General features: G+C 70.7%; 22 protein-coding genes and 1 riboswitch. Of the genes, 8 read left to right on the forward strand and 14 right to left on the reverse strand.

What is annotated here, in order from left to right:
* Positions 1–163: 163 nt before the first annotated feature.
* Entirely contained in the window at positions 164–457 is a 294-nt protein-coding gene (locus tag AB0F88_RS37905; protein WP_362695722.1) for a Dabb family protein, read from the forward strand.
* A 196-nt stretch (positions 458–653) separates the two neighbouring features.
* Here AB0F88_RS37905 and AB0F88_RS37910 read toward each other — a convergent pair whose 3' ends face one another.
* On the reverse strand, positions 654–1,385 hold the full coding sequence (locus AB0F88_RS37910; RefSeq protein WP_362695724.1) for an SDR family NAD(P)-dependent oxidoreductase: 732 nt from the start codon (positions 1,383–1,385) through the stop codon (positions 654–656).
* A 95-nt stretch (positions 1,386–1,480) separates the two neighbouring features.
* On the opposite strand from AB0F88_RS37910, the gene AB0F88_RS37915 reads away from it, so the two are divergent.
* Positions 1,481–2,329, forward strand: a complete 849-nt coding sequence (locus AB0F88_RS37915) for a LysR family transcriptional regulator (RefSeq protein ID WP_362695726.1) — start codon at positions 1,481–1,483, stop codon at positions 2,327–2,329.
* Between the two features lie 4 nt (positions 2,330–2,333).
* Here AB0F88_RS37915 and AB0F88_RS37920 read toward each other — a convergent pair whose 3' ends face one another.
* From AB0F88_RS37920 to AB0F88_RS37945, 6 genes are all read right to left on the reverse strand, one after another.
* Entirely contained in the window at positions 2,334–2,558 is a 225-nt protein-coding gene (locus AB0F88_RS37920; RefSeq protein WP_362695728.1) for a DUF6458 family protein, read from the reverse strand.
* Between the two features lie 52 nt (positions 2,559–2,610).
* On the reverse strand, positions 2,611–3,825 hold the full coding sequence (locus tag AB0F88_RS37925) for an adenylosuccinate synthetase (protein WP_362695730.1): 1,215 nt from the start codon (positions 3,823–3,825) through the stop codon (positions 2,611–2,613).
* A gap of 227 nt (positions 3,826–4,052) precedes the next feature.
* A complete protein-coding gene (locus AB0F88_RS37930) occupies positions 4,053–5,009 on the reverse strand; it encodes a hypothetical protein (protein WP_362695732.1) in 957 nt (318 codons plus the stop codon).
* A gap of 56 nt (positions 5,010–5,065) precedes the next feature.
* Positions 5,066–6,034: a lipopolysaccharide kinase InaA family protein gene (locus tag AB0F88_RS37935; RefSeq protein ID WP_362695734.1), complete on the reverse strand. Its 969-nt coding sequence runs from the start codon at positions 6,032–6,034 to the stop codon at positions 5,066–5,068.
* Positions 6,031–6,774, reverse strand: a complete 744-nt coding sequence (locus AB0F88_RS37940; protein WP_362695736.1) for an NUDIX domain-containing protein — start codon at positions 6,772–6,774, stop codon at positions 6,031–6,033. The genes AB0F88_RS37935 and AB0F88_RS37940 overlap by 4 nt, the downstream gene beginning before the upstream one ends.
* Positions 6,775–7,131: 357 nt before the next feature.
* Positions 7,132–8,961, reverse strand: coding sequence for an acyl-CoA dehydrogenase (locus AB0F88_RS37945; protein WP_362695738.1), 1,830 nt, complete (start codon positions 8,959–8,961; stop codon positions 7,132–7,134).
* A gap of 180 nt (positions 8,962–9,141) precedes the next feature.
* Between AB0F88_RS37945 and AB0F88_RS37950 the strand changes: the two genes are divergently transcribed.
* The 3 genes from AB0F88_RS37950 to AB0F88_RS37960 all read left to right on the forward strand — a co-directional run bounded on the left by AB0F88_RS37950 (position 9,142) and on the right by AB0F88_RS37960 (position 10,848).
* Positions 9,142–9,927, forward strand: coding sequence for a class I SAM-dependent methyltransferase (locus tag AB0F88_RS37950; protein ID WP_362695740.1), 786 nt, complete (start codon positions 9,142–9,144; stop codon positions 9,925–9,927).
* A 19-nt stretch (positions 9,928–9,946) separates the two neighbouring features.
* Positions 9,947–10,012: riboswitch (guanidine-III (ykkC-III) riboswitch) on the forward strand.
* Between the two features lie 19 nt (positions 10,013–10,031).
* On the forward strand, positions 10,032–10,355 hold the full coding sequence (locus AB0F88_RS37955; protein WP_362695742.1) for a multidrug efflux SMR transporter: 324 nt from the start codon (positions 10,032–10,034) through the stop codon (positions 10,353–10,355).
* A gap of 121 nt (positions 10,356–10,476) precedes the next feature.
* A complete protein-coding gene (locus AB0F88_RS37960; RefSeq protein ID WP_362695744.1) occupies positions 10,477–10,848 on the forward strand; it encodes a VOC family protein in 372 nt (123 codons plus the stop codon).
* Between the two features lie 190 nt (positions 10,849–11,038).
* Here the strand turns inward: AB0F88_RS37960 and AB0F88_RS37965 are convergent, their stop codons facing one another.
* Positions 11,039–11,503, reverse strand: coding sequence for a hypothetical protein (locus AB0F88_RS37965; protein ID WP_362695746.1), 465 nt, complete (start codon positions 11,501–11,503; stop codon positions 11,039–11,041).
* Between the two features lie 129 nt (positions 11,504–11,632).
* Between AB0F88_RS37965 and AB0F88_RS37970 the strand changes: the two genes are divergently transcribed.
* Positions 11,633–11,998 (forward strand): MazG nucleotide pyrophosphohydrolase domain-containing protein, encoded by a 366-nt coding sequence (locus AB0F88_RS37970; protein WP_362695748.1) that lies wholly within the window; start codon positions 11,633–11,635, stop codon positions 11,996–11,998.
* Positions 11,999–12,021: 23 nt separating this feature from the next.
* A complete protein-coding gene (locus AB0F88_RS37975; RefSeq protein WP_362695750.1) occupies positions 12,022–12,471 on the forward strand; it encodes a GNAT family N-acetyltransferase in 450 nt (149 codons plus the stop codon).
* A gap of 24 nt (positions 12,472–12,495) precedes the next feature.
* On the opposite strand, the gene AB0F88_RS37980 is transcribed toward AB0F88_RS37975, so the two are convergent.
* The 3 genes from AB0F88_RS37980 to AB0F88_RS37990 all read right to left on the reverse strand — a co-directional run bounded on the left by AB0F88_RS37980 (position 12,496) and on the right by AB0F88_RS37990 (position 16,965).
* Positions 12,496–14,508 carry a molybdopterin oxidoreductase family protein gene (locus tag AB0F88_RS37980; RefSeq protein WP_362695752.1) on the reverse strand — a complete coding sequence of 671 codons (2,013 nt, stop codon included), beginning with the start codon at positions 14,506–14,508 and terminating at the stop codon, positions 12,496–12,498.
* 188 nt (positions 14,509–14,696) lie between these two features.
* Positions 14,697–16,475, reverse strand: a complete 1,779-nt coding sequence (locus AB0F88_RS37985; RefSeq protein ID WP_362695754.1) for a M28 family metallopeptidase — start codon at positions 16,473–16,475, stop codon at positions 14,697–14,699.
* Between the two features lie 58 nt (positions 16,476–16,533).
* The gene (locus tag AB0F88_RS37990) at positions 16,534–16,965 is read right to left on the reverse strand and encodes an RpiB/LacA/LacB family sugar-phosphate isomerase (protein WP_362695756.1); all 432 of its coding nucleotides are present in this window, start codon (positions 16,963–16,965) and stop codon (positions 16,534–16,536) included.
* A 73-nt stretch (positions 16,966–17,038) separates the two neighbouring features.
* Between AB0F88_RS37990 and AB0F88_RS37995 the strand changes: the two genes are divergently transcribed.
* Positions 17,039–19,465, forward strand: a complete 2,427-nt coding sequence (locus AB0F88_RS37995) for a lysylphosphatidylglycerol synthase transmembrane domain-containing protein (protein ID WP_362695758.1) — start codon at positions 17,039–17,041, stop codon at positions 19,463–19,465.
* A gap of 123 nt (positions 19,466–19,588) precedes the next feature.
* Here the strand turns inward: AB0F88_RS37995 and mgrA are convergent, their stop codons facing one another.
* The 3 genes from mgrA to AB0F88_RS38010 all read right to left on the reverse strand — a co-directional run.
* Entirely contained in the window at positions 19,589–20,617 is a 1,029-nt protein-coding gene (gene mgrA, locus AB0F88_RS38000) for an L-glyceraldehyde 3-phosphate reductase (RefSeq protein WP_362695760.1), read from the reverse strand.
* Positions 20,614–22,674 carry a S9 family peptidase gene (locus AB0F88_RS38005; protein WP_362695762.1) on the reverse strand — a complete coding sequence of 687 codons (2,061 nt, stop codon included), beginning with the start codon at positions 22,672–22,674 and terminating at the stop codon, positions 20,614–20,616. The genes mgrA and AB0F88_RS38005 overlap by 4 nt, the downstream gene beginning before the upstream one ends.
* A gap of 523 nt (positions 22,675–23,197) precedes the next feature.
* On the reverse strand, positions 23,198–23,411 hold a 214-nt coding region (locus tag AB0F88_RS38010), incomplete at its 5' end, for a hypothetical protein (RefSeq protein WP_362695764.1).

The raw sequence follows: 23,411 nt of genomic DNA on the forward strand, positions 1-23,411 counted from the left end.
AGATGTGACCCGGGGCCCGGCCGGGACGGGCAGGGCCTGGTCCGGACGGGGTGCGGGGCGCGGGGCCGAGGACGGGACCGGGGCGCCGCAGGGTCCCGAAGCGCCTGGCCGTACGCTGGCCGGGCACTCAGGACACCTGGGTCACCCGAACGAAGGGAAGATCATGTTCCGGCATGTCGTGCTGTTCACCTGGACGGAAGAGGCCACCGAGGAGCAGCGGGCCAGGGCCGCCACGGAGATCGGCAAGCTGCCCGAAACCATCACGGAGATCCGCTCCTACACCCTCGGCTCCGACGCGGGCGTGAACCCGGGCAACCACCAGTTCGCCATCGTCGCGGACTTCGACAGCGTCGACGACTACATCGTCTACCGCGACCACCCGCTGCATGTGGCCACGGTCGCCGAGCACCTCAAGCCGATCATGGCCTCGCGGGCGGCGGTGCAGTTCGAGGTCTAGGGCGGCACGGTCTTCGAGTTGCCGGCGTATTCGCATCCCCCACAGGACCGTCCACCGGTCTCCGAGGGGCCGATCGCCGCCGGTGGCTGCGCGTCGTCCACGGGCTGGGCTCCGCGCCGCACCGGCTCGTGACCACGGCGGGGACGCGGGCGGGAACGCCCGGGTCGAGACGCGCGGGCGATGGCCATGCCGCGCGTCACCAGGGTACTTCGCCCGCGTCCTCGAAGAACTTCCCGGTCGGGCCGTCGTCGGGGAGGGTCGCGAGTTTGACGGCGATCGCCGCGCCCTGCTCGGGGGTGCGCACACCGCGGAAGCCGTTGAGGTCGGTCGCGACGAAGCCGGGGCAGCCGACGTTGATCAGGATGTTCGTGCCGCTCAGCTCCCGGACGTACTGGACGGTGACGGCGTTCAGGAACGTCTTCGACGGCGGGTACGCCGCGGCCACCGGACCTGGCGCCTGTTCACCGGCGGCCCCCGACTGCCGGGCGAGGGAGCCGACACTGCTGGACATGTTCACGATCCGCGGCGAGGCGGAGCGGCGCAGCAGCGGCAACATCGCGTTGGTGACGCGGATGACGCCGATCACGTTGGTCTCCACGACCGCCCGGATGGTGGCCGGATCGACCCGGCTGGGCTCCTGCGGCATGCCACCGGTGATGCCCGCGTTGTTGACGAGCACGTCGAGGCACCCGGCCCGCTCCTCGATCAGCCGTGCGGCGGCGGTCGCGCTCGCGTCGTCGGTCACGTCCAGCGGTACGCCGAACGCGTCGACGCCGGTCGCGCGCAGCTTCTCCACCGCGTCCGTACGGCGCCGATCGTCGCGGGCGCCGACGCCGACGCTCCAGCCGAGGGCGCCCAGGCCCGCCGCGATCTCGTACCCGATTCCCTTGTTCGCGCCTGTGACCAGCGCGATCGTCCGTTGACTCATGGGAACGATGCTGCCCCGGACCTCGGCGAGGGGTCCAACACCGATCAGGTGAGCAGCGATACCGTCAAGGTATCGATCCCGGGTAGCATGACCGCGTGGAGACCCGGGAACTGCGTTACTTCGTCGCTGTCGCCGAAGAGCTGCACTTCGGGCGCGCCGCGCGGCGGCTCGGGATGGCACAGCCGCCTCTGTCGCGGGCGATCCAGCAGCTCGAACGCCGGCTCGGGGCAGCGCTGCTGGACCGGACCAGCCGCACCGTCACACTGACCGAGGCCGGCTCGGTGCTGTTGGCCGAGAGCCGGGCGGCCCTCGCCGCGGTCGACGCCGCCGAGCGCCGGACCCGCCGCGCCGCCCTCACCGCGACCGGCGGTCCCGGCCTGATCCTGGCCGCCAAGGCCGGCGCGTCCAGCGAGCTGCTGGCGAAACTGCTCGGCCTCTACGCCGCCGAACCCGGCGCGACCCCCGTCGAGGTCACCCTGTGCGGCCCGGGCGAGCAGGAACGGCTGCTGCGCGAGGGCCGGGCCGACGTGGCGCTGCTGCACCGGCCGTTCGACTCGACGGCCGGGTTCGACACCGAAGAGCTCAGCACGGAGAGCCAGGTCGTGGTCCTGCCGGCAGGGCATCCACTCACCCTCCGGGCCCACGTGCACCTGGCCGACATCACCGCGCTGCCAGGCCTGCCACTGCCACGCTGGCCCGCCCCCGACGGCACCTACCCGCCCGGCCCCGGCCCGCAGGTCCGCGACCACACGCAGTTGCTGCAGACGGTCGCACTCGGCCGCGCGTGCACGATCTTGCCGGAGTCGTGCCGGAACCAACTGCACGACGACCTCGCCGCCGTGCCCGTGCTGGACGCGCCGACGGTCACTACCGTGATCGCCTGGCCACCGCACAGCCGGTCCAGAGCCGTCGCCGACCTCATCCGGATCGCGGCACGCCTTTGAGACCCTAGACCTCCGGCGGGTGGTTCTCGCGGTGCATCAGGCGATCCTCGGACGTGTGCCCGCGCTTGGGAGCCATCACGATGCTCAGCACGACTCCGACCGCACCGACGATCATGAAGATCACGCCGATCACGTCGATGTGCACGGCCTCGCCGAGGACGTCGGGTTCGATGGCGAAGCGGAGGATGGCGCCGAGCGTGAGAAAGAAGATGCTGACCCCGACACCCATGAGTTCCTCCGGGTAAGGCTGTCCGCCAGGTAAAGAGAGAGTCCGAGGTTGGTCATACCCTCTCTGGCGTGATCACACCACCGAGAAGGACCTTGTCCGCGGCGGTGGGCCCCGACGAGCCCAGCCACACCGGCACCCCGAGGGCCTCCGCCACCGCCGCGGGCCAGTCGTCGATCCCGTCGGCGTAGCGCGGCCCGGCCTCTCGCAGCCGTTCCGTCAGCTCGGCCTGCCCGTCGAGGTCGCCCGCCGCGCCCACCGGAAGCTCGCCGATGTCGTACGACACGCACATCCGCGACACCGGCGCGTCCAGGTGGGTGAGCGCGAGGGCGTCGGCCCCGCCGGAGACCGCCAGCGCGTAGCGGTGGGCCACCGCGTCGAAGTGGCCGGTGCGGAAGGGCCCCTGCCAGGGGCCGGTCCCGTTGTGGGCCTCGGGCAGCGCGAGCGCCGCGTCCTCGGTGACCAGCGGTCCCGGGCCGTGGCGCGGGGTGTAGGTCCGCAGCACGCCCAGCCGCGTGGCGGGCACCCCGTCGAGCAGTTCCAGCGCGTTGGCGAAGGTCGTCGTGCTCCAGGTGGTGTACGGGTGGAAACCGTGCCACTCGTCGAGCAGCACGCCCTGCGCCCCCTCGAAGACCACGGGCCGCCGGCGCAGCAGTGCGGTCATGAACGAGGAGCCGACCAGGATCACCCGCTCGGCGAACGCCCGGTAGGCGTCGACGCAGTCCTCCACGGGCGGCCCGGTCACCCCGAGGGCCTCGCGGAGCGCGCGCAGCTTGCGGGCGAGCCGGACCGGCTCCTCGCAGTCGCCCGCGACCGGCGCGAGGTCGGGGTGCTCCAGGGCGTAGGCCATGGTCTCGCCGACGCCCATCCCGCACGACCCGTGCCGGTCCGCACCGCGCGCCAGCTCCCTGGCCCGCCCCGCCGCCACGTGGTACGGCGTGGCGAGCAGGGCGTCCCGGTCCACGGTGAGCAGGCAGAACGGGTCGGCGACGCCCAGCTCGGCCAGGTGGTCGGCCTCCCTGGCCAGCGACAGCGGATCCACGACCATGAACCTGGACAGATGGGTCGGCACGCCCCTGAACGTGCCCGACCCGAACTGCGCGAACGTGTGCTGTCTCCCGTCGGGCAGGACGACGTTGTGGCCCGCCTGCCCACCCCCGTTGAACCTGACGACGGCCTGGACGGGCTCGCGGGCGCAGAGCCAGTCGACGACGGTGCCCTTCCCCGCGTCGCCGTACCCGAGGTCGGTCACGATCACGTGCTCACGCATGCGGCCACCCGTTCACCCTCGTCTCCTCCCCTTCCCCGTCTCCCCGGCGAGTCGTTCCTCGCCGGCCCCTCCACCGAAGGTCCATCCCCGGCAGGGCGGCGTTCTCGGTCCCTCCACCGAAGGTCCCTCCCCGGCGGGGTGTTGTTCCCGCCGGGGAGGGACCGTCTCCCTTCGTGGTGGCACTCCCCGCCGCTTTCGCGGTGGCCGCCGCACGGCGGGGAGGTCTTCTAAAGCCGCATCACGCCGCTGTCGCCGCCCAGGTCGAGCCCGTCGGTCACCACGAGGGTGCCCCGGTCGAGCTTGGCGAGGGCCTTGCCCACGGCGGTTCCGGCGTTCGAGCCGAGCTCGTCGAGATCGTCCAGACCCTCCCGCAGGTCGATGGCGTCCTCGCCGAGGCCGACGGTGAGCGCGATGGTCTCGCAGACCGCGTCCAGGTCGTCCAGCTCCAGCACGTTCTGGCCGAGCAGCTCGCGCCAGGCGGCCAGCACCTGGCCGTTCCCGGCATAGTGCGCCCCGGCGGGAAGGATGTAGTAGACGTCGTAGATCCTGGTCAGCTCGGCGACCATGTCCTTGGTCGGGATGTCGTGCCTGAGCCGCTCGCCGACGACCTTCTCGACCTCGCGCCGCTTGACCTGCGGGTAGGGGAGCTCGTCGCCGATGATGAACAGGTAGCCCCGGCGGCCCCGCTTCTCGAAACAGTCGATCGAGGTGTGCCTGGCCATGAAGTACATCGCCAGCTCGTACGACTCGGTCATCTGGCCGCCGCCCCCGCCCTCGAGCAGGATCTTGCCCAGGTGCTCGTCCATCCGGTTGTCGGACTCGAACTGGCCGACCTGCAGCGGGGCCCGGTCGCAGGTGGCGTCGCCGATCGCGCCGAAGAGGATCTGCGGGTCGGTGGCGTACCCCTTGCGGAGCAGCAGCCCGAGCAGGTCGGGCAGCTTGGTCTGGAGGGTGCGGGGCACCCCGCCCATCGAGCCGGTCACGTCGAACAGGACGGCCACGGCCAGGGAGTTGGGGTGCTCGGCGGAGTCGCGGCTCTCGCGGAGCGTCACACCGTGCGGGTCGAGGTCGGGGTGAGCGGAGCGGGCGCCGCCGTCGCTGTAGGCGAAGGCGCTCGAACCCTTCGCCGCGCGGTAGCTCGCGGCGGCGGAGTAGACGTCGGTGGACCAGTTTCCGCTTCCCACGGGTGATCTCCTCGGATCAGGGGTGGAACGTTCTATGAAAATCGCGAAGGTCAGGGTCAGAGATGGAGCGGCCGGTACTTCCTCGGCCCGTACAGGCCGTCGAGCAGGTCGTCGAGCTCTCCCAGCAGCCGCCAGGCGTCGTCCGGCGGGCCGAGCAGGCTGCCCCGGACGAAGTTCCTGACCGGGGCGGGGACGGGGTCGCCCATGAGGGCGGCCACGCAGCGGGTGGCGAGGTGGATGTCGGTGGCCGGGGTCGCGGGCTTCCTGGCCAGGACCGAGGGCGGGTAGTCGTCGCGGTGCCTGGCCACGAGGGCGGTGATCGGGGTGCCGAGCGGGACCGACTGGCTCCAGTCGACGAGCACCAGGCCGTGGTCGATCGGGTGGACGAGGACGTGCTGCCCGAACACCGCGCCGTGCACGACCCCCGCCCGGTGGGCCGCGCCGACGGCCACCAGCAGCCGCCGCCAGATCCACGCCGCGTCCCGCACGTCGAGCACCGGCCGCCGTCGCCTGACCTCGTCCAGGCTCAGGAACCCGTCCGGCACCCGGCTGATCACGTTGGCCTGCCGCTCGACCCCCTCCGAGCGGTGCCGGAACGACTCCACCAGACGGGGTACGTACGGCAGGAGCAGCGGGTCGCCGTCGCGCGCGATCGTCTTCAGCGACTCCGCCTCGCGGCGCATGAGGTCGTTGTCCGAATGGCTGCGCGGAAGTTTGAGCAGCGTGTCGGGGCCGCTCTCGTAGAGCACGGCCGACGCGCCCCGCCGGAAGACGCCGCCGATCCGGTAGGTGCCCCGCCTGGTGGTGATCACCGTCTCCTTGGCCCGCTCCGGAGCCCCGTCGCGAGCCGCCCACAGCCACGCCAGCCGGGCGAACGCCTCGGCGGCCTCCGCTCCCGGCGCGAGGTCGGGGTGGAGCAGCCTCGCCAGCCTCCGGTACGTCCGGTGCGGGAAGTCCCCGCCGAACAGGTCGCCGGGCGTGCGGGCGGCGGTCACCAGCGCGATCGCCTCGGCCGTGGTCGTCATCTGATCTGCTCCTCCCTGGCCGGCCGTAGCAGGGCGGGGTGCAGGAGCCGGGCGTCGCCGGCCCGGTAGAGCTTGGCGCGCGGCCCGCCCCTGGCCCCGCCGCTCTCGGTGGTCTCGCCGGTGCTCTCCACGAAGCCGGGCACCGACAGGATCTTGCGGTGGAAGTTGCCCGCGTGCAGCGGCACGCCCCAGACCGTCTCGTAGACGCCGCGCAACTCGGAGATCGTGAACCTCTCGCCGGCGAACGCGGTGGCCAGCGGGGTGTACTCCAGCTTGCCGCGGGCCCGCTCCAGCCCGTGCGCCAGGATGCGGTCGTGGTCGAACGCGAGCTCCGGCAGCTTGTCGACCGGGTGCCAGGAGGCGTCGGCCGCGTCCGAGCCCGCCCGGGGGTCGGGCAGGTCGGGGGCGAACGCCAGGTAGGAGATCGACACGACCCTCATCCGCGGATCACGCTCGGGCGCCCCGTAGCTGGCGAGCTGCTCGATGTGGAGTCGGCCCGACAGCCCAGCCAGCCCCGTCTCCTCGGCCAGCTCCCGCGCCGCGGCTTGCGGCAGGTCCTCTCCCGGCCGGATGAACCCCCCGGGCAACGCCCACAGCCCCGCATGGGGTTGCTCGGCCCGCCTGATCAGCAGAACGCGCAACCCGCCCCCGCGAATGGTGAGCGCCACCACGTCGACCGTCACCGCCACCGCCGGGTATGCCCGCGGGTCGTATCCGGCCAGGAACTCGGATTCATCCATCACATGTCCTTCTCAGCTTGAGACAATCTCAGTATGAGAATAACAAGGGATCGATGTCAATGACTTTGCGGCGATCCATCCTTCTTCGCCCTTCCCTGCACCTCGGTGGCCTCCGGCGCCTGGACCCGGGGCGAGGTGACGCGGCTCGACGGCCGGCCGTCCGGCTTTCCGCCACCGGACGCCCGTGAGGTCCCGTCACAGCGCGAGGAGCCCGAGAACGGATGAGGGACCGGCCCCCGAGAACGGGGCCGGTCCCTCATCGCGCCTGCCGCGGGAGCAGGTGGTCTTCCGGCCTGAACCAGCGGGTTCAGGCCTGGTCAGGTTGGATCAGGCCTTGCCGGGCCGGGGCGAGCCGGATCAGAAGGCCTCTTCGGGCAGTTCCATCAGGTCCTGGTCGGTGGCGTCGAGCGTGCGGCGCTCGGCGGCGATGCGGGGCAGGACGGTCTGGGCGAAGAACGAGGCCGCGGAGACCTTGCCGGTGTAGAAGGCGTGGTCGCTCCCCTCGGTGGCCGACCCCAGCGCGGCCAGGGCCACCTCGGCCTGGCGCAGCAGCAGCCAGCCGATCACCACGTCGCCCAGGGCGAGCAGGAACCGGGTGGTGTTCAGGCCGACCTTGTAGACCTCCTGAGGGGTCTCCAGCGAGCCGATCGCCCAGCCCGCCATGGTGTCGGCCATGGCCTTGACGTCGTCGGCGGCCTCGCCCAGGAGCTTGCGCCCCTCCTTCAGCCGCCCGTTGCCCGCCTCGGAGGCGGCGAAGGCCTTCACGTCGGCGTACAGCGAGCCGAGAGCGGCCCCCTGGTTGCGCAGGACCTTGCGGAAGAACAGGTCCATGCCCTGGATCGCGGTGGTGCCCTCGTACAGGGAGTCGATCTTCGCGTCCCTGATGTACTGCTCGATCGGGTAGTCCTGCAGGTATCCGGAGCCGCCCAGGGTCTGCAGCGAGCGGGCGAGCAGCTCGTACGAGCGCTCGGAGCCGACGCCCTTGACCAGCGGCAGCAGCAGGTCGTTCATCGCCTCGGCGTGCTCGTTCCTGCGGCCCTCGTGCTCGGCGATCAGCACGTCGTCCTGGTAGGTGGCGGTGAGCATGACCAGGGCCCGCATGCCCTCGGCGTACGACTTCTGGAGCATCAGCTCCCGGCGCACGTCCGGGTGGTGGGTGATCGTCACGCGGGGGGCCGACTTGTCGGCCATCTGGGTGAGATCGGCGCCCTGCACCCGCTGCTTGGCGTAGGCGAGGGCGTTGAGGTAACCGGTGGAGAGCGTGGCGATCGCCTTCGAGCCGACCATCATCCGGGCGTGCTCGATGATCATGAACATCTGCTTGATGCCCTCGTGCACCTCGCCGATCAGCGTGCCCACCGCCGGGTGCTCGCCGCCGAAGGTGACCTCGCAGGTCGTGGAGACCTTGAGGCCCATCTTCTTCTCGACGTTGGTGACGTAGACGCCGTTGCGCTCGCCGAGCTCGCCGGTCTCCAGGTCCACCTGGTACTTCGAGACCAGGAACATCGACAGGCCCTTGGTGCCGACGCCGTGCCCCTCGGGGCGGGCCAGCACCAGGTGGAAGATGTTGTCGGACAGGTCGTGCTCGGCGCTGGTGATGAAGCGCTTCACGCCCTCGATGTGCCAGGTGCCGTCGTCCTGCTTGACGGCCTTCGCGCGGCCCGCGCCCACGTCGGAGCCGGCGTCCGGCTCGGTGAGCACCATGGTGGCGCCCCACTGCTTCTCGATGGCCAGCTCGGCGTAGCGCCGCTGGTCCTCGGTGCCGATCATGTGGAGGATGTGGGCGAACGCCGGGCCGCTGGAGTACATCCACACGGCGGGGTTGGAGCCGAGGACGAGCTCGGCCAGGGCCCAGCTCACGCTGCTCGGCAGGCCGGGCCCGCCCATCTCGGCGGGAAGGCCGAGGTTGGTCCAGCCCGCGTCGCGGTAGGCGGCGAAGGACTTCTTGAAGCCCTCCGGCATCCTCACCGTCCCGGTGGCGGGGTCGAACACCGGCGGGGTGCGGTCACCCTCCTCGAAGGAGTCGGCGAGCACGCCCGTGGCGAGACGGTTGACCTCCTCCAGGACGCTCCGCACCACGTCCTCGTCCAGATCGGCGAAGAGGCCGGTGCCCAGGATGTCCCGGCGCCCGAAGACCTCGAAGAGGTTGAACTCCAGGTCACGGACATTGCTCTTGTAGTGGCCCATGGGGTCTGCTCCTTGAAACCGGGGGTCCGGAACTTTCCATACTCGCCAGTAACGTTACCTGTAATGCTACCCGCGAGTAACCCCTAGAAAACAACCCCGGCTGGGACGTTCGTCACGCCGCCCCAAGGCGCTCCAGGGTGGCCGATCGACGGGCGGGGGAAGCTCTCCTAGGCTCGTCCCATGGACGAGCAGTGGCGGGCAGACCTCGGGATGTGGGGCATCCCCGAGGAGATCGCGGCCAGGGCGCCGGTCAATCCCTGGGGCCACTCCCCGGCGCGGTTCGCCGAGCGCACCGACCTCGCCCTCGCGGTTCCGGAGGGGCCGACCCTGGCACGGATCGCCGAGGCGCTCCCGCCCGGCGGGAGCCTGCTGGACGTCGGCGCCGGCGCCGGAGCGGCCTCCCTGCCGCTGGGCCGGGACCTGGGGGAGCTGATCGCGGTCGACGCCTCCGCCGCCATGCTCGCCGAGCTGGCCTCCAGGGCCGCGGCGCTCGGCGTACCCGCCCGGATCGTCGACGGCCGCTGGCCCGACGTCGCGGCCCGGACCCCGGTCGCGGACGTCGCCGTCTCCGCCCACGTCGTCTACGACGTGCCCGACCTGGCGGAGTTCCTCACCGAGCTCACCCGCCACGCCCGCGTCCGGGTCGTCCTGGAACTCACCGGCCGGCACCCGATGAGCTGGCTCAACCCCCTCTGGCAGCACTTCCACGGCATCACCCGCCCCGGCAGGCCCACCGCCCACGACGTGATCGCCGTCGCCGAGAGACTCGGCCACGAGGTTCGCCACGAGTGGCGGGTGGCCCCGCTGCCCCGCTTCACCCGGCTCGAGGACCTCGCCGAGAGTGCCTGCCGGAGGCTCTGCCTAGGACGGGAGCGGGCCGACGAGGTGATGGCCGCGGTGGTCGAGCTGGACATGTGGCCGGTGCCCCGCGACCGGTGGTTCACCCTCTGGTGGGAATCAAAGTGAGACCCGGCTCGTTCCTCCGGTAGAACGCTCAGAAGGGCGTTCCCGGACGAGACGCGCCGTACCCGGTGGGCAAAGACGACGCTCCTGATCAAGGGGGAGCTGTCATGGCCTGGGTCTTCATTCTGGTCGCCGGTCTGTTCGAAGTCGCGATGGCGTACTCGCTCAAGCTGAGCGACGGGTTCTCCGCACCGCTGCCGAGCGTCGGCTTCGTCGTCTTCAGCGTGCTCAGCTTCGGCCTGCTCGCCCTGGGCCTGAAAACCCTGGAGGTCGGGACGGCCTACGCCGTCTGGACGGGCATCGGAGCCGTCGGCACCGCCGTGCTCGGCATCGTCGCGCTCGGCGAGGACGCGTCGGCTCTCAAGATCGCCTCGATCCTGCTCATCATCGCGGGCGTCGTCGGGCTCAACCTCGCCGGAGGCGGCCACTGACCGCCCGCCCGGGGTTTCGGAGGGTCGTACGGGGGTGTCCGGCGGTGTTGACCTGCGGATTCCGGAACGGCTCGCCCGAAACCAGCTTGACGGCTTTGGTGGTGTCGGGTTGGGTGGGCTCATGATTGACGTTCACTGCGTGACCTTCGACTGCGACCAGCCGTACGAGCTGGCGACCTTCTGGCGCGACGCCTCCGGCGGGGAGCTCCACCCGGACACGGAGAAGAACGACGAGGAGGTCCTTCTCCAGGGCGGCCGGGTCGATCTGCTGTTCATCAAGGTCCCCGAGGACAAGGCGGTCAAGAACCGCGTCCACCTGGACATCACCGGCTCGGCGGGCACCACCCGCGACGAGGAGGTCGAGCGCCTCGCCGAACTCGGCGCCACGATCTCCGAGGACCACCGCAATCCCGACGGGAGCGGCTGGGTCACGATGCTCGACCCCGAGGGCAACGAGTTCTGCGTCTGCCGCGCCGAGTACGAGAGGGTCTAGCGTCTCCGGACGGTCCCGGCCCGGTCCGCCGAAAGGCTCGGCCGGGCCGCGAGACCGGGCGGTCCTGCGGGACCGGCCGGTCGCGTGGGAGCGGGCGGCCACCGGGATCTGGACAGGGCCGTGCCCAGCCGGGCCGCGAGGTTCGGCGGCCGCCGGACCGTGGGGTCCGATGGCCACCGGACCATGAGGTTCAGTGGCTGCCGGGAAGCGAGGCCTGGCCGCGTCCCTTGAGGGTGAGCGCCACGATCGCCGTGATCAGGTAGACCACGACACCTCCCTGGAGCGCGTCCAGCGCCGCCCCGAAGACACCCTCGCCGTCGAGGACGAGCTGCACCGGATACAGCAGGATCGCCGAGCCGAGCGCGGGATAGAGGGAGAACCTCCAGGGGTGGCGCAGCGCCCAGAGCCGGGCCTGCCGGGTCACCCGGTCGCCGACGGCAGGCTTGCTGATCGAGCCGATGGCCGCGACGAGCGAGAACAGGCCGATACCGACCATCGTCGCCCACGCAAGATCCAGGCTTCCGGAGAGCAGGCTCAGCCCCAGGCTGGTGGCCGCCACCGCGCCGCCGGTCACCGCCGCGGCCTTCCAGGGAGCACCGCGCAGCGCCGCTCCGGCGAGGGACATCTCGTCACGTCGAGTCAGTTCGTCGTTCATGCCCCCAGAGTGCCTCCCGCACCCCCTTGCCCACATCGGGGAGCAACCCTGACTGTCCCCGGAGTCGCCCCATCGGGGACGCCGCCCGCGCCGTCTTCCGGGGTGGGGGCAAGGCTTAGGCTGACGCGCATGGACGGATCACCGGCGCGCCTGGTTCGAGAGTTTCACGAGAAGATCGGGCTCCCCCTCTCCGACGCCCCCGGCCTGCCCTCCGTGGAGCTGGCCCGCCTGCGGCAGAGGTTCCTCGACGAGGAGACGGCCGAGGTGGCGCAGGCCGCCGAGGCGGGCGACCTGGCCGGTGTGGCGCACGAGCTGGCCGACGTGGTCTACGTCGCGTACGGCACCGCCCTGACGTACGGGATCGACCTGGACCGGGTGCTCGCCGAGGTGCACAGGGCCAACATGACGAAGTCCGGCACCGAGAACGGCAAGGCCGCCAAGGGGCCGGGGTTCACGCCCGCCGACGTGGCCGGGGTGCTGGCACGAGGGAATTAGCGGTTCCGGATAGGTTGGCCGTCATGCAGGTGGAATTCCGTATCGCCCGTGCCGAGGACGTCCCGCTCATCGTGGCCATGCTCGCCGACGACGCCGTCGCGGCCTCGCGCCAGGGGGCCTTCGGCGACGAGCACCGCGCCGCCTTCGAGGCCATCGACGCCGACCCCGGCAACGAGCTGATCGTCGCGGAGCTGGACGGCGAGGTGGTGGGCACCATGCAGCTCACCTACATCCCCGGCATCTCCCGTCGCGGCGCGCTCCGGATGCAGATCGAGGCGGTGCGGATCGCCTCCGGCCTGCGGGGACGGGGGCTGGGCCGCACGATGATGGAGTGGGCCCTCGACCGAGGGCGGGCCAGAGGGTGCGCCCTGGTCCAGCTGACCACGGACAAGTCCCGCGCGGACGCCCACCGCTTCTACGACTCCCTCGGCTTCGTCGCGTCCCACGAGGGGTACAAGCTCGCGCTGACCTGATCCGTCAGGTGGCGCACGGGTCCGTCAGGTGGCGCACGGGGCGAGTTCCACCAGGTTGTCGTGGTAGACGGCGCCGCGGCCCAGGTCGGCGTCGCGGGCGGCCACCACGGCGTTCGCCGTCGCGCCCCCCGGGCTGAGCTTGCGCCAGTGTCCCTTGGTGGACGCGACCACGCCGGGCCGTACCCTCTCGCTGATCTCCACCACGGCCTCGAACCCGCCCTCGTCGTTGAACACCCGGGCCCGCTGCCCCTCGCTCAGCCCCCTTCGCGAGGCGTCCTCGGGGTTGACCAGGATCCGCGGGCCCTTCGAGCGCTTCAGCAGCTCGGGGTTGTTGCCGAAGGTGGTGTTCAGGAAGGTGTGGGAGGCGGGCGTGATGAGCGCCAGCGGGTACGGTCCCGGCGCGGCCGAGGCCGTGTGCGACGGGACGTAGGCCGGTCCCGAGCCGAACTCCATCCGGCCCGAGGCCGTCGGGAAGCCGTCGGTGAACGGCACGAACGGCTGGGGGACGCTGAGGCGGACCCAGCCCTCCTTGCGCAGCCGGTCGAGCGTGATCCCCTCCAGGGAGGGATGCCCGGAGGTGAGCAGTTCCTCGGCCAGCTCCAGGTCGGAGTCGTACAGGGACGGCTCGGTGAGCCCCATGTGCCGCGCCAGGCGGCGGAACGTCTCGGTGGTGGACAGGCATTCGCCCGGCGGCTCGACGGCGGGCTCGTTCCACATCAGGTACATGTGCCCGTAGCCCGCGTGCAGGTCGGCGTGCTCGATCTGCATGGTGGCGGGAAGGACGATGTCGGCGTAGTCGACGGTGTCGGTCGGGAACTGCTCCATCACGACGGTGAACAGGTCCTCGCGCATCAGCCTCTCGCGGACCCGGTTCTGGCCGGAGGTGGAACCCATCGGGTTGGCCGCGTACACCCACAGGCACTTGACCGACTCGTCCAGCTCGTCGGCGAGCCGGGTCATGGTCAGCGTGCGGACCGGCCCGGGGAGCAGGTCGTCGCGGGTGTCGATGTTCAGGTGGACGTGCCCGCTGGTGGAGTACGCGATCCCGCCGCCCGGGTGGCGCCAGTCGCCCGTAACGCCGGGGATGGAGGCGATCGTCCGCATCGCGGTGCCGCCGCCCGCGTGCCGCTGCACGCCCATGGTGGCCCGGATGCCGGTGGGCCGCGTACGCGCCAGACGCATCCCCAGGGCCAGGATGTCGGCCTCGGGCAGCCCGGTGATCTCCGCCACGCGCGCCGGGGGATGGCGCAGGATCTCCTCGCGGAGGTTCTCCCAGCCTGTCGTGTGGTTCTCCAGGTAGTCGCGGTCCTCGGCGCCCTCGGCCAGGACGACGTTCATCAGCCCCAGGGCGAGGGCCGCGTCGGTGCCCGGCCGGATCGGCAGGTGCTCGTCGGCCTGCTCGGCGGTGCGGGTGCGGATCGGGTCGATCGCCACCACGTGCGCCCCGGCCGCGCGGGCGTCCTGGACGAACTTCCACAGGTGGTGCCCGCTCGTCAGCGTGTTCGTCCCCCACAGCAGGATGAGCCTGGACAGGGCGAACGTCTCGGGGTCCATGCCGCCCGGCGTGCCGTAGACCTGCCGCAGCCCGGAGTTCCCGGCCGAGGAACAGATGTTCAGGAAGTGCCTCGACGCCCCGAGGACGTTCCAGAACCGCCTCCCGGCGATCCCCTCCGACCCCTGGACGTATCCCAGGGTCCCGGTGCCCAGATAGGGCCAGATCGCCTCGCCGCCGTGCTCGTCGACGATGCCCCGCAACCGTACGGAGATCTCCTCCAGGGCCTCGTCCCAGCTGATCCGCTCGAACCGGCCGGACCCCTTGGGGCCGACCCGCCGCATCGGGTGCAGGATGCGGTCGGCCGCCCGGGTGTGCTCCAGGTAGCGGTTGACCTTCACGCAGAGCGCGCCCCGGGTGTACGGATGGTCCGGGTTGCCGCGCATCTTGACGGCACTGCCGTCCTGGACGGTCACGACCCAGGAGCAGGTGTCGGGGCAGTCCAGCGGGCACGCCCCCAGCACTCGCAATTCGCCTGACGACATGCCCCGACTGTAGCCGCGCCCCCAGGCCGGGACGTACGCGCGTTCCCCTTTCCGGTCCCTGCCCGCCCCTGCCGGACCCCTTACGGCACCGGTCCCCTCAGGTCCTCCCGGCGGCGCGCCCGCCGCGCACCGCCCGGCTCTCCCCGCACGGTACGCCGCGCGGCCCCGGCGTCATCGGGGAAGGCGCCTCACCTGAGAAGGCCGCCGTGCTCGTGGTCGTGGCCGGACTCCAGGCCGCCCGCACCGGTTCGCGGCCCGGCGGTGTCCGGCGTACCGGGTACGACGGCACCCTTGCCGGGCACCTCGGTGCCACCGGGACCGCTGGGAACCCCGAGAGCGCCGGGACCGGGGAGGTCGCGGGCGTACCCGTAGACGAACGCCGCCGTCGCGATCGCGCCGGCGTTCACCTCCAGCGCCTTGTCGTTGATGTTGGCGATGGTGTCGCACGCCTGGTGATAGCACTTGTCGTACGCCACCCCGGCACTGCCGCCGAACTTCTCGGCCTCCTCGGCGGTCTTGAGGCGCTCGGCGCCGGTGAACAGCCCGCCCGAGGGGATGCCGACCGCGATGAAGGGGCCGTAGTCGGAGCGGCCGCTGAACTCGGCGTCCTGGTACGGCTCGCCCACCGCCTCGAAGTACGCCTGGAAGAGCTTTTCGATCGGGCCCGACCCGGGGGGCGGAGTCGCGCCGGACACCGCGCCGGACGAGTCGCCGTCGTAGATCCCGAAAACGTAGTTGGGCGAGGCGATCATGTCGAAGTTCAGGTAAAGCTTGATCTTCGCCCGCTCCCTCGGGGGCAGGGCGGCCACGTAGTGCTTCGAACCGAGCAGGCCCAGTTCCTCGGCGCCCCAGAAGGCGAAGCGCAGCCTGTTCGCCGTCCGCAGCGACTTCGCCGCCAGCGCCGTCTCCAGGATGCCCGCGGTGCCCGAGCCGTTGTCGTTGATGCCGGGGCCCATCATGACGCTGTCCAGGTGGGCGCCGAGCATGACGACCCTGTCCGGGTCGCCCCAGCGGCTCTCGGCGATGAGGTTTCGCGTCCTGCGGTCGGGAGCGCTCTCGGCGTCCACGACGAGCGTCGCCCTCGTTCCCGGCGCGGCCAGCTCCTCACCGGTCGCGAAGCCGGTGCCGACGACCGGGATGCGCACGGTGGAGGTGTTGACCGAGCCGCCGAGCAGGGCCCGGCGGTCGGCGTTCCCCTCGCCCGCCTGGCCCTCGTTGAAGATGATCACGCCGGACGCGCCGGCGGCCTGGGCCAGCTCCGCCTTGTCCTGGAAGCTGCAGGTGCCGCGCTGGATCAGCGCGATGTTGCCCCGGACGAACGTGGAGAAGTCGCTCGCCTCGCACCCCGAGGTGGATTCCACCCCCTGCTTCGGCGGCAGGACCAGGTCGACCTTCTGCACCGGGGCCGTCGTGTTTCCCGAGCCGGAGTACGTCATGGTCCTGAAGTCGGTGCCGGGCACGTACGTCTTGGCCGCGGGCCGGGTCCTTTTGAGCACGGGGGCCGCGACCTCGCGGAAGAAGGAGATCTTGAACTCCTGCGAGGTGACCCGGTACCCGGCGGCACGGAGCCTGCCCGCGACGTAGGCGAGCGAGGCGTCGTAGCCCGGTGTGGCCGCCGCCCGGGTGTCGCCGTCGGCGTCGGCGATCTTCTGGAGCCTCTCCAGGTGCCTCTTGAGGGACGCGAGCTTGACCGACGCCCCGAACGCCTCCGCACCCACCGGGAGGGGGTTCCCGGCCGGCGGTCCGGAGTCGCCTCCTCCGGGGGCGGGCGTCGCGCCCGCCTGCCCGGGGGCACCACCCCCGGGGGCGGGCGTCGCGCCGGCTGGAGCGGTGGACACGGCGGACACGGCGGCCAGGGACATGACCGAGACCATGGTGATCGCGGCCAGCAACTTCCTCGGAGCGACGGAAGGGGCTTCCCGGCCCTCGGGCGCGGCTCGGAAGGGCGCGGACGGGTGACGGAACATGATGGTCAGTTTTTCAGGCCGTCACCCATCAAATCGATTGTTCCCGCAGGTAGAACAGTCAATTCTCCATCCCGGACAGGTACGCTATGTTCGCCCGGTCCCCTTCGTCGAGGCTGAGGCTCCCCGCGAACCAGGCGTCCAGGATCTCCTCGAGCAGCGGGGCGGAGATCGACCGGAGGCTGATCGCCAGCACGTTGGCGTCGTTCCAGCGACGTGCCCCGTCCGCCGCGTCCGCGCACAGCGCCGTCCGCACCCCGGGCACCTTGTTCGCCGCGATCGACGCGCCCGTCCCGGTCCAGCAGCACACGATCGCCTGGTCGGCGGCCCCCGAGGCCACCTCCCCGGCGGCACGCGCGCAGCACCACGCCCAGTCGGCCCGCTCCTCGGCCAGAGCACCATGAGGTATCACCGTGTGACCCCTTTTCTCGATCGCGGAGACCAAGATGGAAGCCACACCGTCAAGACTGTCGGAGGCCACTGAGATACGCATGACTCTGATTGTGGAGACTCAAGGAGAAGATCGGTGACGCACCTGTAATGCGGAACGTGCAGAATCGCAGGCGGTGACGAAAATCGGGGAACTGGACGAAACGACGTCCGTCGACGGCACGGGGCCGACGACGGGCGACGATCTCGTCGTGCACGTCGTCGAGCCGCTGCTCCCGCAGCGGATCCGCCGTCCCTCCGACCTGTTGCGGTTCCTGGCGACCCTGCTCGCGCTCGCGGCGGTGGTCATGCTCGCCTTCGTCGCGCAGAAGACCCTGAACGGCCTGGAGGGCGATGTCACCGACGGCACCAGCCGGGCGCCGTTCCTGCTCAGCGGCCTGGCCGGGGTGCTGAGCGCGTCGGCCATGCTCGGCGTGCCCGTCGCCTTCGCCATCGAGCGGGTGCTCCACCGCGACGGCCTCCGGGTGGCCGAGGGACTCTTCGCGGCCATCGCCGCGATGGTGTTCTCCTTCGTGCTCGGCGAGTGGATCCTCAAGGCCGGGCCCGAGGACCTGCGGGTCCTGCTGACCGGCGGGCGGGCCGGGGTCGAGCCCATCAACACCCTGCTCACCCCGATCATCGCCTACGTCACCGCGGTGCGAATATCCCGGCGGCCCACCTGGCGGGCGGCCCTGTGGAGCGCGGTCGCGCTCAACGCCGTCGCCCTGTTCGCCGGTCTCGCCGCCACCATCCTCGGCATCGTCGTCTCCATCCTGGTCGGGCTGGCCGTCGGCTACGCCACCCTGTACGGCGTGGGCAGCCCCAACACCCGCCCGCCGGGCAGCATGGTCGTCGCGGCGCTCCGCAAGCTGGGCTTCGTCCCCGTCAAGGCCCGCAGGCTCGACGACGACCACCAGAGCAGCCGCCGCTACGCCGTCGACCTCAAGGACGGCAGCCGCCTCGACGTCACCGTCCTCGACCGTGACCGCCAGGTCGCAGGGGTGCTCTACCGCCTCTGGCGGCGCATCCGCCTCAACTCCGAGACCCGCCGCAAGGCCATCCGCTCGCTCCGCGCCGAGCTGGAGCGCGAGGCCCTGATGGCGTACGCCGCGCAGGCGGCCGGGGCGAGCACCCCCAGGCTCGTCGGCACCAGCGAGATCGGCACCGAGGCGGCGCTGCTCGTCTACGAGCACACCCCCACCCGCGCGCTCGACAGCATCCCCGACAACGAGATCGACGACAACCTGCTCGCCCAGATCTGGGAGCAGGTCCTGTTGCTGCAGGTCCAGCGGCTCGCCCACCGGCGGCTGACCGGCGACAGCATCCACGTCGACGGCGAGGGCCGGGTCATCCTGACGGACGCCCGCAGCGGTGAGATCGCCGCCGGCGACCTGCTGCTCCGTCTCGACATCGCCCAGCTGCTCACCTACCTCAGCCTGCGCGTCGGCGCCGAGCGGGCGGTCGCCGCCGCCGCGGCCGTGGCCGGGTCCGGAGTGCTCGCCGACGCGCTTCCCCTGCTCCAGCGGATCGCGCTGACCCGGGAGACCAGGGCCGCGCTCACCAAGGACAAGGAACTGCTCACCGAGATCCGCGACCGGATCGTCGAGCTCAAGCCGAGGACCGAGGCCGAGGAGGTGCGCCTGGAGCGCTTCCGTCCCCGGACCCTGATCACCATCATCGGCACCGCGTTCGCCGCGTACTTCCTGGTCTACTACATGACCCAGATCAACCTCAACATGATCACGTCGGCCAAGTGGGGCTGGACCGGGGTGGCGCTGGTCGCCGCGATGCTGAGCTACGTCGCCGCGGCCCTCATGCTGATGGGATTCGTGCCGGAGAAGCTGCCCCTCGGCCGTACGGTGCTCGTCCAGTTCGCCGGGTCGTTCGTCAAGCTCGTCGCGCCCGCCGCGGTGAGCGGGGTCGCGATCAACACCCGTTACCTGCAGAAACGCGGTGTCCCCCCGGGGCAGGCGGTGGCCAGCGTGGGCGCCTCACAGCTCATCGGGCTGGTCTTCCACATCGCCCTGTTGCTGCTGTTCGCCTACATCACGGGTTCCAACACCGCCTCGTCGTTCACCCCGTCGCGCACCCTCGTGATCACGCTGCTCGCCGTGGCCGTGCTGATCCTGGTCATCGTGAGCGTGCCGCGCCTGCGCCGCATGATCACCTCGCGGCTCCGCTCGCTGTTCTCCGGCGTCATCCCGCGCCTGCTCGACATCCTCCAGTCACCCCGGAAGATCATCGAGGGATTCGGCGGCACCCTGCTGCTCACCGTGTTCTTCGTGGTCTGCCTGGACGCCTGTGTCCGCGCCTTCGGCGGCTCCATCAACTTCGCCGCCGTCGCCATCGTCTTCCTCGCGGGCAACGCCATCGGCTCGGCCGCCCCGACCCCCGGCGGGCTCGGCGCCGTCGAGGTCTCCCTCACGGCCGGGCTCACCCTGGCGGGCCTGTCTCCCGAGGAGGCGACCTCGGCCGTGCTGCTGTTCCGGCTGATGACCTTCTGGCTGCCGGTCCTGCCGGGGTGGGCCTCGTTCACGTACCTGCAGAGGCACGAGGCGCTCTGACCCGCCCGGCTCCGGCCCGGCTCCGGCTCGTCCTCTCGCGTTTTCCCGGGCCTTTCACGGACGGAGGCCGCCGGTCACGTGGACCGGCGGCCTCCGTACGCGAGAGCGGACGAGCGGGGGAGGTCAGGCCTCGCTGGACCCGGCCCAGATGTTGATGCCCGCGTCGACCGCGTCCTTGTCGATCGCCTCCAGCTCTCCGGCGTCGAACGAGAGGTTCTCCACCGCCGCGAGGCTGTTCTCCAGCTGCTTGACGCTGCTCGCGCCGATCAGCACCGAGGTGACGCGCCTGTCGCGCAACGCCCAGGCCAGCGCCATCTGCGCCAGCGACTGGCCACGCCGGCCCGCGATCTCGTTCAGGGTGCGGATGTGCCGCATCGTCTCGTCGGTGAGCATGTCCGGGGTGAGGAAACGCCCCTGCGAGGCCCGCGACCCCTCAGGGATCCCGTTCAGGTAACGGTCGGTCAGCATGCCCTGCGCCAGCGGCGAGAACGCGATGCAGCCCACGCCCTCCTCCTCCAGGACGTCGAGCAGCCCGCCCTCGATCCACCGGTTCAGCATCGAGTACGAAGGCTGGTGGATCAGCAGCGGCGTGCCCATCTCCCGCAGGATCCGCGCGGCCTCCTTGGTGTGCTCGGGCGAGTAGGACGAGATGCCCGCGTACAGGGCCTTGCCCGACCGGACCGCGTGGTCCAGCGCGCCCATCGTCTCCTCGAGCGGGGTGTCCGGGTCGAACCGGTGGCTGTAGAAGATGTCGACGTAGTCGATCCCCATCCGCTCCAGAGACCGGTCCAGGCTGGACAGCAGGTACTTGCGCGACCCCCACTCGCCGTACGGGCCCGGCCACATGTCGTAACCCGCCTTGGTGGAGATGACCAGCTCGTCCCGGTACGGCGCGAAGTCCTCGCGGAAGTGCCGTCCGAAGTTGGTCTCCGCGGTCCCGGGCGGCGGGCCGTAGTTGTTGGCCAGGTCGAAGTGGGTCACCCCCAGGTCGAAGGCCCTCCTGAGGATGTCCCGCTGGACCTCGAAGGGCTTGTCGTCACCGAAGTTGTGCCAGAGCCCCAGGGAGACGGCGGGCAGCTTGAGCCCGCTCTTGCCGACCCGGTTGTACGGCTGACGATCGTCGTATCTGTCGTTCGCCGCGATATATGTCATTGAGTCACCTTCGTCGTGTCGAGAATCCAGGAGAGGGTGAAGGCCTCTTCGCGCCAGGAGTCGTACCTGCCGCTGCGGCCGCCGTGCCCGGCGCCCATCTCCGTCTTGAGCAGGAAGGGCCCGCCGCGTGCGACGTCGCGGAGCTTCGCGATCCACTTGGCGGGCTCGTGGTAGAAAACCCTCGTGTCGTTGAGGCTGGTGATCGCCAGAATCGGCGGGTAGGCCCGGCCGTCCACGTTCTCGTAGGGCGTGTACGACTTCATGTACGCGTACACCTCGGGATCGTGCAGCGGGTCGCCCCACTCGTCCCATTCGATCACGGTCAGCGGCAGCGACGGGTCGAGGATCGTGTTCAGCGCGTCCACGAACGGCACCTCCGCGACCACGCCCGCGAAGGTCTCCGGCGCGAGGTTGGCGACCGCGCCCATCAGCAGCCCGCCCGCCGACCCGCCCCGGGCGACGATCGCGCTCGACCAGTTCGCGGCGGAGAGGTGCTCGGCGGCGGCGACGAAGTCGGTGAACGTGTTCTTCTTCTTCTGGAACTTGCCGTCCTCGTACCAGCGGCGGCCCATCTCACCGCCACCCCTGATGTGCGCGACGGCGAACACGAAACCCCGGTCGAGCAGGCTGAGCCTCGCGATGGAGAACGACGGGTCGATCGAGGTCTCGTAGCTTCCGTAGCCGTACAGCACGGTGGGGGCCGGTCGCTCCGTGCCCTTCTTGACCACGATCGAGATCGGCACGCGGGTGCCGTCCGAGGCGGTCGCCCACTCGCGGAACTGCTCGTAGTCGGCCGGGTCGTAGCCGCCCAGCACCACCTTCTGCTTCAGCAGGACCAGCTCACGCGCGCCGAGGTCGTAGTCGTAGACCGACGGCGGAGTGACCATGCTGGTGTAGCCGAGCCGCAGCCGTCCCGTGACGAACTCCGGGTTGCCCGACGGGGCCACGTCGTAGATCGGCTCGGGGAAGGAGATCTCGTACGCCTCCCCGTCGCGGGGCAGGATGCGGATGCCGGTGAGGCCGTCCCTGCGGAAGTGCACGACGGTGTGGCCCTCGAAGGCGTCGATGTCGAGCAGCCGGGTGTCGGCGCGGTGCTCGATGATCGGCGTCCAGTTGCCGGGGTCGTCGAGGGGCGCGACGGCCAGCTCGAAGTTCTCCGCGTTCCGGTTGTGCAGGATCAGGAAGTGGTCGCCCGCGTGGTCGACGCCGTACTCGACACCGGTCTCCCTGGGCCTGACGACCCGGAACTCGCCGGTGGGGTCGCCGGCCTCCAGGACGCGCACCTCGCTGGTGATCTTGCTTCCGGCGGAGAGGACCAGGTAGCGCTCGCTGCGGCTGAGCCCGATGCCGACCCAGAACCGCTCGTCGGACTCCTCGTGGACGAGCGCGTCGTCCTCGGCCGGGCTCCCGATCGTGTGCCGGTGGACCTGGTTGGGCCGCCAGGCCTCGTCGACCGTCGTGTAGAAGAACGTCGTGCCGTCGGCGGACCAGGCGCCGCCGTAGAAGATGCCGGGAATCTCGTCGGGGAGGGTCTCGCCGGTGGTGAGGTTCTTCACCTTCAGGGTGAAACGCTCGTCGCCGGTGAAGTTCGTGGAGTAGGCCAGCAGGGTGCCGTCGGGGCTGATCGAGCTGGTACCGATCGAGAAGAAGTCGGAGTCTCCGGCGAGCTCGTTGCCGTCGAGCAGGACCTCCTCGCCGGGAAGCGGCTCCCCGGCCTTCACCTCGGGCGGCGTCTCGCCGTCCGCCGCCACCCGGCACTGGAGGCCGTACTGCTTGCCCTCCTCCGTCCGCGAGTAGTACCACCAGTCGCCCTTGCGGGTGGGGACCGAGAGATCGGTCTCCAGGGTGCGCCCCTTGATCTCCTGGAAGAGCGTCTCCTGCAGGGGCTTGAGGTGGGCGGTCACCTCCTGTGTGTAGGCGTTCTCCGCCTCCAGGTAGGCGACCACCTCCGGGTCGTCCTTGACCGTCAGCCACGCGTAGTCATCGACCACGGTGTCCCCGTGGTGCACGCGCTCGCTGGGAACCTTCTTCGCCGTCGGCGGCGTCTGGCTGCTCACTCAGCCGAGTCTATGTTTCCGCCGGTGTCTGTTCGGATCCACCCGCTCGGCCGGTGCGGCCGGTGCGGCTGGCTCGTTCGGCCCGCCGGGCGCGGTCGGTTCGGTGGGTTCGGTGGGTTCGGTCCGCTTCGTCCGCCAGCCTGGCTCGGCCGGCTCGGGGGACCGGACGGTTGAGGCGGTTCGGTGGGATCAGGCGGTTGGACGGTTCGGTGGCTCGGCGGCCGGGTGGTTCGGCTCGCCGCGCTCGCGGACCGGGGCGCCTTCTGCTCCGCCCACCTCCCGGTTGCGGGGTTCGCCGTTACGTCTCGAGCGGTCTTCGGGGGCTGCTAATCTTTTGACGTCGGCAAGGTCCGGCGCAAACCACTCCAATCACTCCGGTGACTTCCGTATGGCTTGTGTCGTGTTTGCCGACAATCCCTTTGAAACCAACGGTCTCGAAGATCGGTTCGCAGAGCCGCTCAAGGGCTGGTAAGTTAGAGGGGTTGCTCTGGAAACGGAGCCGCCGAAATTCCAGCAGGGCCAGCTAGATCGAATCAACCGGATCAAAACAAGCCGGTTTGACACGAAAAAGCGGGCCTGAAAGAATAAAGGCACAACGAAAGAACAGAATAAAACAAAACGAACGCCCCGGAGTTGTGGCCGGACCACTTGGTCGGGTCAGGGCGATGGTGTACGCGTCCGTTTCTTGAGAACTCAACAGTGTGTTAAAAGCCAGTGCATGAAGCACAATCCCGTCC

This window comes from Streptosporangium sp. NPDC023963 (assembly GCF_040639135.1).
In the GTDB taxonomy this organism is placed as follows: domain Bacteria; phylum Actinomycetota; class Actinomycetes; order Streptosporangiales; family Streptosporangiaceae; genus Streptosporangium.